Genomic DNA, 14,217 nt, shown 5'->3' with positions numbered 1-14,217 from the left:
GTGAGGGCACCCTCTTCTCCGCTCCGGAGGAGGGGGTGCCCTTTGCCGTCAGGGGCGGCGGTTGCGGGGGTGGTTCTTCGCCGCGCGTTCGTTCCCGCGCTTGTAGTTGCCCGTCCAGCGGGCCATCACCTGCTGCTCGTCGCCGCCGCGCACCTCGGCGAGGAAGCGTTCCGCGCGCTGTCCGCGCAGCGTCGTCACCGGGCGGCCGTGGTGCGAGACGGTCACGGAACCGCCGGGCCGCTCCTGATACGTGAACCCCTGGGGTGCCGGCACGCGCCGACCGTACGCCTCACTCGTGGCAGAGGGCGACCAGATATTCGTCGACCGTCTGGACACGGCCGTACGGCAGGGGCTCGCCGGGTCCGCGCCAGTGGATCGCGGTGATCTCGCTGTTCGGCGCGAAGGGCAGCGGGCCCGGGATCTCGCCGGTGAACAGGGCGCCCTCCAGGACGCCGCGTTCGGGACCGAGCGCGGTACGGCTGAACCCGACGAAGCGCAGGTCCTCCTCCCGTACGCGCTGCCCCGTCTCCTCCCGGACCTCGCGGACCGCCGCCGCTCGGGCCGTCTCGCCCGGCTCGATGCCGCCGCCCGGCAACTCCCAGCACTCGCGGTCCCGTTCGTACACCATCAGCAGCCGTTCGCCGTGGCGCAGGACGACCAGGACGTAGGCGGGGGAGCGGGCGTCCTCCGGCTCCCGGTGGAAGGAGAGCAGGGCCATGCCGCGCGGTCCGGTGACGAGCGGGACGGAGGGGGCGGGAGAGGCGTCGGGGGAGGTGTCGGCGGAGGCGTCGGTCATGGCCGCAGCGTAGCCCCGACCTTCCCGGGTGACCGCTCAGCGGTCATCACGTTCCCGCATACGTACAACTGGGTCTGGCGGAGCCGTGACGGCGCCGATAGGTTCACGACGACTTTTGTGAACCCAGGGGAGGGTTTATGCGAAGAACGCTCAGATGGCTGCTGTCACTGGTGGTGCTCATAGGCACCGTCAGCGCCGGCGCCGCCACGGCGGGCGCGGCACCGTCGGACGCGCCCGCCGCGCCCGCCGCGAAGAAGGACATCAAGGACCGCATCCTCGCCATTCCGGGGATGAGCCTCATCGAGGAGAAGCCGGTCGACGGCTACCGGTACTTCGTCCTCAACTACAAGCAGCCGGTCGATCACCGGCACCCCTCCAAGGGGACCTTCAAGCAGCGGATCTCCCTTCTCCACAAGGGAGAGGACCGCCCCACCGTCTTCTTCACCTCCGGCTACGGGCTGAACACCAACCCGTCGCGCAGCGAGCCGACGCAGATGACGGACGGCAACCAGGTCTCCATGGAGTACCGCTTCTTCACCCCGTCCCGGCCCGAACCGGCCGACTGGTCGAAGCTCGACATCTGGCAGGCCGCCAGCGACCAGCACCGCATCTTCAAGGCCCTGAAGAAGATCTACGGCGAGAACTGGATCTCCACCGGCGGCAGCAAGGGCGGCATGACCGCGACGTACTACCGCCGCTTCTACCCGAAGGACATGGACGGCACCGTCGCGTACGTCGCGCCCAACGACGTGCGGAACAAGGAAGACTCGGCCTACTACGACTTCTTCAAGAACGTCGGCACCAAGGAGTGCCGCGACAGGCTGAACAGCACCCAGCACGAGATCTTCGAGCGCCGCGACGAGATGGTGCCGCGCCTGAAGAAGTGGGCGAAGGAGAACGACTACACCTTCAAGCTCGCGGGCAGCGCCGACAAGGCGTTCGAGATCGTCGCGCAGGACCTGGTCTGGGGCTTCTGGCAGTACCACCTGCTGGACGAGTGCGGAACGGTCCCCGGTGAGAAGGCCTCGACGGACGAGCTGTACAAGTGGGCCGACGAGATCGGCGGCTGGTCCGCCGGTACGGACCAGGGCATGCTGCCCTACACGCCGTACTACTACCAGGCGGGCACCCAGCTCGGCTCCCCCGACTACGAGGAGCCCCTGCTCGACGACGTCCGCAAGTACCCGGGCATCAACGTGCCGCGGACGTACGTGCCGCGCGACATCTCCATGCGGTTCAACAAGAACGACAAGGCCATGCGGGACGTCGACAACTGGGTGCGCCACCACGCGAAGGGCATGCTCTTCGTCAACGGTGAGAACGACCCGTGGAGCGCCGAGCCGTTCCGTCTGGGCAAGGGCGCCAAGGACTCCGCCCTGTTCACCGCGCCCGGCCAGAACCACGGCTCCAACATCGCCAAGCTTGCGGCGGGCGACAAGGAGAAGGCCACGCGCATGCTCCTGAAGTGGGCCGACGTGGACGTCGACCCGGGCGAGAAGCCCAAGAGGCTGACGTCGTACAACAAGAAGCTCGACCGGCCCGACAAGCGTGAGATGACGCTGCGGCCGTAACGCCTCGCGTGCCCGGCACCGCTCCGGCGGTGCCGGGCACACGTGCGTGGGGACGACCGTCTCCACCGCCTCACACGCGCTCAGACGCGCCGTGCGCAGCCCACCGGCCGCGCGCCGCCCAGATCGACGAAGAGCGCCGTGCCAGCCGGGCAGCCGGCCCGCCCGGCCGTCCGGCGCACCACCTCGAACTCCGGCGCGTGCCTGCCCGCGCGGGGCGCGCACGGGGTCTCCTTCACCTCGGTCTCCCGCGACGTCGTGTACACGCAGTCGCCCACGATCGTGCGGGCACCGCCGCCGCCTCCGGGATCGCCCGGATGCGGGGCCTCCAGGTTCCGCATGCAGGCGTAGCCGCGGGGGAGCGGGCCGGCGCTGTCCTCGTCGGACTCGCCGTCCTCGCCGTCCTCGTCGGACTCGGGGCGGCGCTCGCTGATGTGCAGGACGTAGTCCGTCCGTTCGGGGCAGCGGGGGCCCTTCGCCGCGGAACCCTCGTGCCGTGCCAGGACCTTGGCCCCTGCCCGCTCCGTGCCGCAGCCGACCTCCTCGACCCGCTGCCGGTTGCGGGTGCCGCACTCGCCGGGCGCCAGGAACGTCTTGTCGTCGACCGCGGAGACGCCGGGCCCGTCCTCGTCCGTGCTCGCCGGACCCGACCGCTGCGTGCAGCCGTTCGCCGCGAGCGCGAGCACCATCGCGCACCCCGCGGCCAGCACGGCAGCGCGCATCGCATGGATACGCATGGTGTGCCCGGCTCCCCCCGGTCGTTCCCAGCTCCCCGGACCACAGCCTGCCCCGGGCGCGCGCCCAGAGGCCATACGTCGAAGGGGTGAGCCGGAGGCGAGGGCCGCCACCAGCGCGGTTGGAGGGGCGCACCGGTGGCGGCGTACCGCCGACCGCGGGCGGTGGAGAGGGTGGTCAGCGACGCAGCCAGCAGCGAGGCTGACACCGTGCCGCGGCGACTCTCAGGCGGTACGCCGGTGGGACGGACGAAGAAGGGAGAAGGTTCCTTCTTTCCGCCCAAGTCGCCGCATCAGGGGAGTTGGCGTACGGGATCAGGTATCGCGGTCGAGCAGGCGTTCCATGTGGGCGCGCGCCCGGGGCAGCAGCCCGGCCAGTTCGGGGACCTCGGGGTACCAGCGCTTCTCGTACTCCCAGCAGAGCCATTCGCAGGGTCCGTCAGGAGGCAGAAGAGCGGCGGCCTCGGCCAACGGCAGTACCCCGTCGCCGGGCGGGAGCGGCGTCGTGTCGTCCATGGCGGGGATGTCCTTCACCTGCACATAGCCGAGGTACGGGGCGAGCGCGTCGTAGCTCTTCCTGGGCTCCTCGCCGCCCCGCCAGGTGTGCATCACGTCCCACAGCGCACCCGCCGAGGGATGCCCCACGGCCCTCAGCACCCGGGCCACGTCCGTCCCCGTACGGTGCGAGTCGTGCGTCTCCAGCAGGACGCGTACGCCCAGGTCCGCCGCCATCGGGGCGGCCTTGCCGAGACGGCGTACGGCCGTCGCGTCGCTCTCGGCGATCCCGGCGTCGCCGCCGCCCGGGAAGACGCGGACGTAGGGCGCGCCGAGGTCGCGCGCCAGCTCCAGGAGGGAGCGCACCTGGGCGAGCACCTGTTCGTCGTCGCCGCTCTCCGCCATGCGGGGGTATCCGGCGAGGGCGAGGATCTCGACGCCCGCGTCCTTGAACCGCTCGACCACGTCGACCCGTTCGGTCAGCCCGATGCCCGGATGGACCGGCTCCTCGGGGTGCGCGCGCAGCTCCACGCCGTGGAAGCCGTTGTCCGTGGCGAGGCGGAGCACATCGGGAAGAGGGAGGGCGGGGGTGCCAAGGGTGGAGAAGGCGAGTCGCATGCGCACAGAGGACCAGATGACTGTCCTGTCCGACAAGGGCCCGACGTGCCCTCTCAGTCCGCGCGGGGCGGCGCCGTGGAGGCGCGTGCCATCAGCTCGGCCTGTACGGTCGCGACGCCGCCCGGGGGCGGGGCCTGACGGCCCAGGGCGAGCCGCCCGGCGCGTACGCCCGCGTCGTGCAGGGGCAGCCGCACGGTCGTGAGGGCGGGGGCGGCGTCGGCGCTGAACGGGAGGTCGTCGAAGCCCGCGACGGAGATGTCCTCCGGGATGCGCAGCCCCTGGTCGCGCAGGGCCGCGCAGATGCCCAGCGCGACCGTGTCGTTCGCGGCGATGACGGCGGTCACGCGCGGGGTGCGGCGGAGCAGTTCGAGCGCGCCGTCGTACCCGGCGGAGCGGTCGTAGGCGCCGCCGTGCACGGTGAGCCGTTCGGCGTCCTCCAAGAGGGCGGGGGAGTGGGCGCCCAGGGCGAGCCGGTGGCCGTCGAGCCGGTCGCGGGTGGTGGTGCGCTCGGCCGGGCCCGCCACGTATCCGATGGTGCGGTGGCCGAGGGCGAGGAGGTGCTCGGTGAGGCGCCGGGCGCCGCCCTTGTTGTCGAACGAGACGGTGACGATGCCGCTCCCTTCGGACCGTGCGCCGCCGTCGGGCCGTGTGCCTCCTTCGGGCCGTGCGCTTCCGCCGGGGCGTATGCCCCCGTCCGGCCGTACGCCTCCGCCCGGCCGCGCGCCCCCTTCCGTACCGCCCGCGGGTTCGTCCGTGGCGGCCCGCTGTCCGGGTACGGGCGCGGGCGCCCCGGGGGCGGCGTCGGGCTCCGGGAGGGGCGGCCTGCCGCACAGCACGACCGCCGTCCCGCCGTCCGCGAGACGGCGCAGCCGGGAGGCGAGCGCGGGGCTGTGCTCCGGGTGCTCGACGGCGCCGCCCGTGAGGACGACGGCGGCGGCGCGCTGGCGCTGGAGGAGCGTGAGATAGGTCAGCTCGCGCTCCGGAGAGCCGCCCGTATTGCAGACGACGGCCAGCTTGCGCCCGTTCCGGCCGCCGCTCCCGTCGCCGTCGCCCATCTCGCTCTGGACAGCCCCGGCGATGATGCCGAAGAACGGGTCCGCGATGTCGTGCACCAGGATGCCCACCAGGTCCGAGCTGGAGGCCGCCAGGGCGCTCGCCGGCCCGTTGACGACGTACTCCAGCTCCTCCACGGCGCGCAGCACCCGGGTCCTGGTCCCCCCGGCGACGGGGTAATTGCCGCTGAGCACGCGCGAGACCGTCGCCGCGGAGACCCCGGCCCGCGCGGCCACGTCTGCGAGGGTCACAGCCATCGGGTCCTCCGTAGGGGTTCCGCCGTCATCGTCCGCGTGGGGGAGAGCGGGGTCATGTTCTCATTCCCGGCGCCCCCGTGGCCCCGGTACGGACGGCCCTGTACGGCGCGCGCACGGCGGAGTGGGACACGGCGGGGGCGCGGGGGAAGCTCTGAGCGCAGGGGGACGCGCGGCGCGCCACGGGCCGGGGAACCACCCGGCGGACCGGCGGGCAAGTCCCTTGTTGAACGGACGCATTGGCGGTTAGCTTGACCCGTAGAAAGCGCTTGCTATGCGGGCGCGCCGACGGAACGGTCGGACTGACGGAACGGACGGCACCGGACCGGAGAGGGAAGGACCCACGTGACGCGTAAGACAGTGCGGATCGCCATGAACGGCGTGACGGGCCGGATGGGACACCGGCAGCACCTCGTCCGCTCGATCCTCGCCCTGCGCGAGCAGGGCGGCCTCGACCTGGGCAACGGCGACACCCTCTGGCCCGAACCGGTCCTCGTCGGGCGCCGCCCGGAGGCGCTCGCCGCCCTCGCCGGGCGGTACGGGCTCGACCCCGCCGCCGTCTCCACCGACCTGGACGCGGTCCTCGCCGACGACAGCGTGGACATCTACTTCGACGCCCAGGTCACCTCGGCCCGCGAGGACGCCCTCAAGAAGGCCATCGCCGCGGGCAAGCACATCTACACCGAGAAGCCCACCGCCACGGCCCTCGGCGCCGCCCTCGACCTGGCACGCGCCGCCGACCGCGCGGGCGTCAAGCACGGCGTCGTCCAGGACAAGCTCTTCCTGCCGGGCCTGCGCAAGCTCAAGCGGCTGGTGGACGGCGGCTTCTTCGGCCGCGTCCTGTCCGTACGGGGCGAGTTCGGCTACTGGGTCTTCGAGGGCGACTGGCAGGACGCCCAGCGCCCCTCGTGGAACTACCGCGCGGAGGACGGCGGCGGCATCGTCGTCGACATGTTCCCGCACTGGGAGTACGTGATGCACGGCCTCTTCGGCAGGGTCCGCTCCGTCCAGGCGCTCGCCGCCACGCACATCCCGCGCCGCTGGGACGAGCGCGGCGAGCCCTACGAGGCGACGGCCGACGACTCCGCGTACGGCGTCTTCGAACTGGACGGCGGCGTCGTCGCGCAGATCAACTCCTCCTGGGCGGTGCGCGTCCACCGGGACGAGCTGGTCGAGTTCCAGGTGGACGGCACCGAGGGCTCCGCCGTCGCCGGGCTGCGCCGCTGCCGTTTCCAGCACCGCGCGGGCACGCCCAAGCCCGTGTGGAATCCGGACCTGCCCTCCACCGAGCCCTTCCGCGAGCAGTGGCAGGAGGTGCCGGACAACCAGGAGTACGACAACGGGTTCAAGGCCCAGTGGGAGCTGTTCCTGCGCCATGTCGTCCTGGACGAACCCTGGTCCTGGGACCTCCTCGCGGGCGCGCGCGGGGTGCAGCTCGCCGAGCTGGGCCTCAAGTCGTCGGCAGAGGGCAGGCGTTACGACGTACCGGAGCTGACGCTGTGAGCGGCCCTGTTCTGCTGCCCGTACCGGACGGGACGACGCGTGTGTACACGCCCCGTACGGACGTGCCTTCGTCCGTACCGTCCGTACCGTCCGTACCGTCCGTACCGCCCGTACCGTCCGTACGGCAAGAGGACGCGCCTTTGTCGTCCCGTACGGTCTTCGCCGCCGCGCACGTGGTGGCCGATCCGTTCGCCGACAGCACGCCGGACGGGCCCGCGGCGCTCGACTGGGACGCCACGCTCGCCTTCCGGCGCCATCTGTGGGCCCAGGGGCTGGGCGTCGCCGAGGCCATGGACACCGCGCAGCGCGGCATGGGCCTGGACTGGAACGGCGCGGCCGAGCTGATCCGCCGGTCGGCGGCCGAGGCGAAGGCGGTCGGCGGCCTCCTCGCCTGCGGCGCGGGCACCGACGACCTGACCGGCGCGGAACACCCGCTGACGGCCGTGCGCGCGGCCTACGAGCGCCAGCTCCAGACCGTCGAGGAGAGCGGCGCACAGGCGATCCTGATGGCCTCACGCGCCCTCGCCGCGGCGGCGAGGGGACCCGAGGACTACGAGGAGGTCTACGGGCACCTGCTGCGGCAGGCCGCGCGGCCGGTGATCCTGCACTGGCTCGGCCCGATGTTCGACCCCGCGCTGGAGGGCTACTGGGGCAGCGCGGATCTCGACGCGGCCACCGAGACCTTCCTCCGCGTCATCGCCGCCCACCCCGGCAAGGTGGACGGCGTGAAGGTCTCCCTGCTCGACGCGGGGCGCGAGGTCGCGCTGCGGCGCCGTCTCCCCGAGGGCGTCCGGTGCTACACGGGTGACGACTTCCACTACCCGGAGCTGATCGAGGGCGACGAGGAGGGGTTCAGCCACGCGCTGCTGGGCGTCTTCGACCCGCTCGCGCCGCTCGCCGCCGACGCCGTGCGCAGGCTGGACACGGAGGACCGTACGGCGTTCCGCGCGGCCCTGGACCCCACCGTCCCGCTCGCCCGGCACCTCTTCCGGGCGCCGACGCGCTACTACAAGACGGGCGTCGTGCTGCTCGCCTGGCTGGCCGGGCACCAGGACCACTTCACGATGGTCGGCGGTCTCCAGTCCGCGCGTTCGCTGCCCCATCTGGCGCGGGCCTACGAACTCGCCGACGCGGTCGGCCTCTTCCCCGACCCCGGCCTGGCCGCCTCCCGTATGCGGTCCCTGCTGGCGCTCCAGGGGGTGCCCCAGTGACCGGCGACCTCGCGCGGCTCTCCCTCAACCAGGAGACCGTCCGCCAGCTCTCCCTGCCCGCCCTCTGCGAGGCGCTGACCGGGCTGGGCGTCCCCGGCGTGGGCCTGTGGCGCGAGCCCGTCCAGCGGTACGGGCCCGAGAAGGCGGCGCGGCTCGTGCGCGACCACGGGCTGACCGTGACCTCGCTGTGCCGGGGCGGCTTCTTCACCGCCGGGGACCCCGCCGCCCGCCGCAGGGCCCTCGACGACAACCGCGCGGCCGTGGACGAGGCGGCCACCGTCGGCACGGACACCCTTGTCCTCGTCTCCGGTGGGCTGCCCGAGGGCTCCCGCGACCTGGCGGGCGCGCGCGAACGGGTCGCCGAGGCGCTGGCCGAACTCGGGCCGTACGCCAGGGAGCGCGGGGTGCGGCTCGCCGTCGAGCCGCTGCATCCCATGTACGCCTCCGACCGCTGCGTCGTCTCCACGCTCGGCCAGGCCCTCGCCCTCGCGGAGCGCTTCCCCGCCGACGAGGTGGGCGTCGTCGTGGACACCTACCACCTGTGGTGGGACGAGCGGGTGCCCGAACAGATCGCCCGCGCGGGCGCGGCCGGGCGTATCGCCGCCTTCCAGGTGGCCGACTGGGTCACGCCGCTGCCCGAGGGTGTGCTGCTGGGCAGGGGTCAGCTCGGGGACGGCTCCGTGGATCTGCGGGCCTTCCGCCGCGCGGTCGACGCCGCCGGATACGGGGGAGCCGTCGAGGTCGAGATCTTCAACCCCGCGCTGTGGGAGCGCGACGGGACGGAAGTGGCGCGTGAGACGGCGGAACGGTACGTCCGTCACGTGCTCGGCTGAGCCGGAAGGAAATCAGCAGAGCCGGTACAACCCTTGCCGGGGGACGCGGGTCAAACCTGTATCGGAACTCCCCGGGGGGAAACGAGGGGGAGGATCCGAGGGGGGTAGCGAAGGGCCCGGTCCTGTGGACCGGGCCCTTCGAGTTTTTCCCGGCTCCTCGGACCGCCCTGGTCGGGGACGGCCCGTCAGAGCGTCACATCAGAACGGCACGCCGCAGCGCAGCAGCACGTTGGCGTACGGGCTGGCCTCGCCCGTACGCACGACGAGCCGCGCCAGGTGCGTCCTGGACTTCAATTCCTCGTGGGGGACCAGCTCCAGCTCAGAGAAGTGCCGGTCGAGCAGTCCGCTGGCGGCCGCGTTGACGTCACGCACCTCGCGTGCCGCCGTCGCGCCCTCGACCTCCAGCTCCTCCAGCAGTCCGTCCAGCACGTCGGCGAAGGACGGCACCCCGGCGCGGAAGGCGAGGTCCACGACCGCGGGGCCTTCCGGGATCGGCAGTCCGGCGTCGCACACCATGACGAGGTCGGTATGCCCCAACCGGGCCAGGGCTCCGGAGAGATGGCGGTTGAGTATTCCGGACTTCTTCACGTGAGCGTGCCTTTCTCGCTGGTCCCACCGGTCCCGCCGGCCTTCTCGATCTCCTCGGCGCTGGGGTACGACTCCTGCGCCCCTGCCCGTGTCACGGCGAACGAGCCGACGCGCACGGCGTACCGCACCGCGTCCACCAGCCCGTCCCCGCGTCCCAGCCGCCAGCCGAGCGCGCCCGTGAAGGCGTCGCCCGCGCCCGTGGTGTCCACGGCCTCGACGGCGGGGCTCGGCACGCGGACCGTGGCGGTCCCGGGTGTCGCGACGAGGGCGCCCGCGGCGCCCAGGGTCACCACGACGGAGCGCGGTCCGAGTTCCAGCAGGGCTTCGGCCCACGCCTCGGGCGTTCCGGGCAGGTCATTCCCGGAACCTCCCTCCGTGCGGCCTTCCAGCAGGCGGCGGGCCTCGTGCTCATTGACCACCAGGGGGTCGCAGAGGCCGAGCACGTCGTCGGGGAGCGGCGCTGGTGGCGAGGGGTTGAGCACGACGCGCGCTCCCGAACCGGCGGCGGTCAGCGCCGCCGCCGCGACCGTCTCCAAGGGGATCTCCAACTGGAGGGAGACGACCGCTGCCGCCTGGAACAAGGGGCGTGCCGCGGCCACGTCCTGGGGCGTGAGCCGGGCGTTGGCGCCCTGCGAGACGACGATGCTGTTGTCACCGGCGGAGTCCACCGTGATGAGGGCGACGCCGGTGGGTGCGTCCTTGCCCTCCAGGAGGCCGGTGGTGTCGGCGCCCGCGTCCCTCTGGGCCTGCCCCAGCATCCGCCCGTACGCGTCGTCCCCGACGCGCGCGAGCAGAGTGGTACGGGCACCGAGCCGGGCAGCCGCCGCTGCCTGGTTCGCGCCCTTGCCGCCCGGGTGGATGGCGAGATCCGACCCGAGCACCGTCTCGCCCGCCGCGGGCCGCTGGTCGACTCCGACGACCAGATCGGCGTTGGCGGACCCTACGACCAGAAGGTCGTAATCGTGCATCCGGTGCTCCCTTTCGGGCCCGTGCGGGGGCCCTGTGCGGGCCCCTAAGGGCCCCTTGCGCTCCGTTCCGCCCGTCAGGCGAACCGGTCCACGTTCTTCTTGTTCACGGCCTTGACCGGGACCTTGATCTGGCTGTCGATGGTGGCACCGTCGATGACCCGCATGGCGTTACGGACGGCCATCTTGCCCAGCTCGGACGGCTGCTGCGCGATGGTGACGTTCATCGTGCCCTTCTTGACGGCCTTGAAGGCGTCAGGAGTGCCGTCGAAGCCGACGACCTTGACATCGCTGCCGGCCTTGGCACCGAGCGCCTTGATGGCGCCGAGGGCCATCTCGTCGTTCTCGGCGAAGACACCGTCGATGTCCGGGTGCGCCTGCATGGCGTTCTGGGTGACGTCCAGGCCCTTGGCGCGCAGGAAGTCCGCGGGCTGCTTGGCGACGACCTTGATGCCCGGGAACTTCTTCAGGCCCTCGGTGAAGCCCTTGTTGCGCTCGCGGGCCGCGGAGGTGGCCACCTGGCCGCGGATCTGGAGGATCTCGCCCTTGCCGCCGAGCTGGTCGGCCAGCTCCTTGGCGGCCATCTTGCCGCCCTCGACGTTGTCCGAGGCCACCGTCGCCTCGACCTTCGCCTTGTTGACGCTGCGGTCGGCGGCGATGACCGGGATCTTGGCGTTGGCCGCGGCCTTCACGGACGGGCCCGCCGCGTCCGAGTCCACCGGGTTGATGATGAGGCCCTTCACCTGCTGCGAGGTGAAGTTCTGGACCTGGTTCGCCTGGGTCGAGGCGTCATCGTTTCCGTCCTGGACGCTCAGCGAGGCGCCCTGGGCCTTCGCTTCCGCTTCGGCGCCCTCCTTCATCTGAACCATGAACGGCTGGTTCAGCGCGGATATGGCGAAGCCGAGCTTCACCTTTTCCTTTCCGTCTCCGGACTTGGAGTCGGATCCGCAGGAGGTCACAGTGAGGGCGACAGCCGTCGCCAACACGACCGCGGACGTGCTCTTTCTCATGCTCATTGCTGCATTCCTTGCAGTCGGCAGATGAATGAACTACGCGTACTCCCCCGTCGCACAAAGATCATGCGCGGCGACGCAGTGTATCGAGAAGCACAGCCAGCGCAATCACCGCCCCAATGACCACCTGCTGCCAGAAAGCGGACACATCCAGAAGATTGAGACCATTGCGGAGAACGGCCAGGATGAGCGCCCCGATCAGCGTGCCGGAGGCCTTTCCGACGCCTCCCGCGAGGCTCGCGCCGCCGATGACGACGGCCGCAATCGCATCCAGTTCGTAACCTGTGGCGGCCTGCGGCTGCGCCGAGACGAGCCGGGAAGCCAGCACAATTCCGGCAATGGCGGCGAAGGCGCCCACCAGTGCGTAGATGACGAGCTTCTGCCGCTTTACGCGAATTCCGGAAAGGCGCGCCGCTTCCTCGTTGCCGCCGATCGCGTACATCGAACGCCCGCTGTACGTACGGGTCAGCACGAGCCCGGCGACCAGACCCATGAGCACCATGATGATCACGGGGGTGGCGATGTAGTCGTTGAGGTTCTCACCCACCCAGGAGATGCCCTGGGGAAGCAGGAGCGGGGTGCCGTCCGAGACGACCATGGCGAGGCCGCGCGCGGCGGAGAGCATGGCGAGCGTGGCGATGAACGGCGGGAGCTTGCCGTACGAGATCAGCACACCGTTCACGAGACCGCACGCCGTGCCGACGAGGATCGCGAGGATCACGCTGATCCACAGGGGCGTGCCCTCCTTGGCGAACCACCCCAGCATGACCGCGGAGAACGCCGCGACGGAGCCCACGGACAGGTCGATGCCGCCCGAGACGATGGCGAAGGTGACACCGAAGGCGAGGATCGCGGTGACGGCCGCCTGGACGCCGACGTTCACCAGGTTGGTCGTCGTGAAGAAGTTGCCCGACAGGATGGCCATGACGGCGACCATCACGACGAGCGCGCTCAACGCGCCGTTGTCCAGCAGGATCTTGCGTATCACCTGCGGCGGCCCGCTGCTGCCGGGGCGCTTGTCCAGGCGGTGACCCGGCTGCGTGTCAATGGCCACGGGGAGAGTCCTCCATCGTCTCGTTCGCTCCAGGCGCGGAGGTGCCGACTGCCAGGGCCATCACGGCGTCCTGGGAGGCTTCCCGCGCGGTCAGTTCTCCCGCGATCCGGCCCTGGGACATCACCAGGACCCGGTCGCTCATGCCCAGCACCTCGGGGAGGTCGCTGGAGATCATCAGTACGGCGTGGCCCGAGGCCGTCAGCTCGTTGATGAGCTGGTAGATCTCGACCTTGGCGCCGACGTCGATGCCGCGTGTGGGCTCGTCGAGGATCAGCACGCGCGACTGCGCGAGCAGCCACTTGCCGATGACGACCTTCTGCTGGTTGCCGCCGGACAGGGTGCCCACCTGCTGCTGGAGCCCGGCCATCCGCACCCCCAGCCGGTCGGCGATCCGGGACGCCTCGCGCCGCTGCCCCGCCCGGTCGACGAAGCCGCCGCGCGTGGCCTTGCGCAGCGTGACCAGGCCGAGGTTCTCCTGCACGGAAGCGCCCGCGACCAGACCCTGGCCCTTGCGGTCCTCGGGCACGAGGCCGAGCCCCGCCGCGAGCGAGGCCCACACGTCGTTCCCCGGCAGCTTCCGCCCGAGGACCTCGACGGTCCCCGCGTCGTACCGGTCGGCCCCGAAGACGGCCCTGGCCACCTCCGTACGGCCCGCGCCCACCAGGCCGGCGATGCCCACGACCTCACCGGCGCGCACCTCGAAGCCGATGTCGTGGAAGACGCCCGCCCTGCGCAGCCCCCGCACCCGCAGGAGCGGCTGGTCGGTGGGGGCGACGTGGCCGGTGTCGCGCGGGAACTGCTGCTCGATGCTGCGCCCGACCATCTGGCGGACCAGCTCGTCCTGGGGGGTCTTCGCCGGGACCTGGCCCACGGTGCGCCCGTCGCGCAGCACGGTGACCCGGTCGCCGATGGCGGGGATCTCCTCCAGGTGGTGGGTGATGAAGACGATGCCGACGCCCTCGGAGCGCAGCTTGCGCACGATGGCGAAGAGCCGGTTGACCTCCTCGGCGGTCAGCACGGCGGTCGGCTCGTCCATGATGAGCACGCGCGCCCGGAGGCTGAGCGCCTTGGCGATCTCCACCATCTGGCGCCCCGCGATGCCCAGGTCCTTCACCGGGGTGCGCGGTGGCGCGTCCACGCCGACCCGGCCGAGCAGGACGGCGGCGTCGGCCTCCATCTTCTTGCGGTCCACCAGGCCCATGCGGCGCGGCTGGCGGCCCAGGAAGATGTTCTCCGCGATGGACAGATGGGGCACCAGGTTGAATTCCTGGTGGATGGCGGCGATGCCGAGCTTCTCCGCGGACTCCGCGTCCGAGATCCGCACCGCCTTTCCGCCCTGCAGGATCCGTCCGGCGTCCGCGCGGTAGGCGCCCGAGAGGATCTTGATGAGGGTGCTCTTGCCCGCGCCGTTCTCGCCGAGCAGCACGTGCACTTCTCCCGCACGCAGGTCGAAGTCCACGCCGTCGAGGGCGACCACGCCAGGAAAGACCTTCCTGATGCCCTCCATGCGCAGCAACTCCCGTGCCGGGGGA

General features: G+C 71.7%; 12 protein-coding genes and 1 pseudogene. 4 read left to right on the top strand and 9 right to left on the bottom strand.

Going from position 1 to position 14,217, the window contains the following annotated elements; genetic code table 11:
- Positions 1-48: 48 nt before the first annotated feature.
- Positions 49-273, bottom strand: coding sequence for a hypothetical protein (locus ABD343_RS27040; RefSeq protein WP_344531936.1), 225 nt, complete (start codon positions 271-273; stop codon positions 49-51).
- 16 nt (positions 274-289) lie between these two features.
- Complete coding sequence (locus ABD343_RS27035) at positions 290-796, bottom strand: NUDIX domain-containing protein (RefSeq protein ID WP_344531935.1); 507 nt, start codon at positions 794-796, stop codon at positions 290-292.
- A 137-nt stretch (positions 797-933) separates the two neighbouring features.
- Here ABD343_RS27035 and ABD343_RS27030 point away from each other — a divergent pair, with 137 nt between their 5' ends.
- Complete coding sequence (locus ABD343_RS27030; RefSeq protein WP_344531934.1) at positions 934-2,367, top strand: S28 family serine protease; 1,434 nt, start codon at positions 934-936, stop codon at positions 2,365-2,367.
- Between the two features lie 80 nt (positions 2,368-2,447).
- Here ABD343_RS27030 and ABD343_RS27025 read toward each other — a convergent pair whose 3' ends face one another.
- The 3 genes from ABD343_RS27025 to ABD343_RS27015 all read right to left on the bottom strand — a co-directional run bounded on the left by ABD343_RS27025 (position 2,448) and on the right by ABD343_RS27015 (position 5,521).
- Entirely contained in the window at positions 2,448-3,101 is a 654-nt protein-coding gene (locus ABD343_RS27025; RefSeq protein WP_344531933.1) for a hypothetical protein, read from the bottom strand.
- A gap of 312 nt (positions 3,102-3,413) precedes the next feature.
- Entirely contained in the window at positions 3,414-4,211 is a 798-nt protein-coding gene (locus ABD343_RS27020) for a sugar phosphate isomerase/epimerase family protein (protein WP_344531932.1), read from the bottom strand.
- Between the two features lie 53 nt (positions 4,212-4,264).
- Positions 4,265-5,521 carry a LacI family DNA-binding transcriptional regulator gene (locus ABD343_RS27015; protein WP_344531931.1) on the bottom strand — a complete coding sequence of 419 codons (1,257 nt, stop codon included), beginning with the start codon at positions 5,519-5,521 and terminating at the stop codon, positions 4,265-4,267.
- Between the two features lie 342 nt (positions 5,522-5,863).
- On the opposite strand from ABD343_RS27015, the gene ABD343_RS27010 reads away from it, so the two are divergent.
- Genes ABD343_RS27010 through ABD343_RS27000 form a run of 3 tightly spaced genes read left to right on the top strand, consistent with a single transcriptional unit; the run spans position 5,864 to position 9,065 of the window.
- Complete coding sequence (locus ABD343_RS27010) at positions 5,864-7,021, top strand: Gfo/Idh/MocA family protein (RefSeq protein WP_344531930.1); 1,158 nt, start codon at positions 5,864-5,866, stop codon at positions 7,019-7,021.
- Positions 7,018-8,232 carry a dihydrodipicolinate synthase family protein gene (locus ABD343_RS27005; RefSeq protein ID WP_344531929.1) on the top strand — a complete coding sequence of 405 codons (1,215 nt, stop codon included), beginning with the start codon at positions 7,018-7,020 and terminating at the stop codon, positions 8,230-8,232. The genes ABD343_RS27010 and ABD343_RS27005 overlap by 4 nt, the downstream gene beginning before the upstream one ends.
- Positions 8,229-9,065, top strand: a complete 837-nt coding sequence (locus ABD343_RS27000; protein WP_344531928.1) for a sugar phosphate isomerase/epimerase family protein — start codon at positions 8,229-8,231, stop codon at positions 9,063-9,065. Before ABD343_RS27005 ends, ABD343_RS27000 begins: the two co-directional genes overlap by 4 nt.
- Positions 9,066-9,263: 198 nt before the next feature.
- Here ABD343_RS27000 and rbsD read toward each other — a convergent pair whose 3' ends face one another.
- From rbsD to ABD343_RS26980, 4 genes and pseudogenes are all read right to left on the bottom strand, one after another.
- Entirely contained in the window at positions 9,264-9,653 is a 390-nt protein-coding gene (gene rbsD / locus ABD343_RS26995; RefSeq protein WP_344531927.1) for a D-ribose pyranase, read from the bottom strand.
- Positions 9,650-10,621, bottom strand: a complete 972-nt coding sequence (locus ABD343_RS26990; protein WP_344531926.1) for a ribokinase — start codon at positions 10,619-10,621, stop codon at positions 9,650-9,652. The genes rbsD and ABD343_RS26990 overlap by 4 nt, the downstream gene beginning before the upstream one ends.
- 74 nt (positions 10,622-10,695) lie before the next feature.
- Positions 10,696-12,655 (bottom strand): annotated as a pseudogene (locus tag ABD343_RS26985) (ABC transporter permease/substrate-binding protein).
- 19 nt (positions 12,656-12,674) lie between these two features.
- Positions 12,675-14,192 carry a sugar ABC transporter ATP-binding protein gene (locus tag ABD343_RS26980; RefSeq protein ID WP_344532262.1) on the bottom strand — a complete coding sequence of 506 codons (1,518 nt, stop codon included), beginning with the start codon at positions 14,190-14,192 and terminating at the stop codon, positions 12,675-12,677.
- Between the last annotated feature and the right edge of the window lie 25 nt (positions 14,193-14,217).

It is taken from the genome of Streptomyces albiaxialis (assembly GCF_039530985.1).
GTDB classification, from domain to species: Bacteria; Actinomycetota; Actinomycetes; order Streptomycetales; family Streptomycetaceae; genus Streptomyces; species Streptomyces albiaxialis.
The sequence above is the reverse complement of the archived record's forward strand: the minus strand, read 5'-3'. Positions and strand labels throughout refer to the sequence as shown.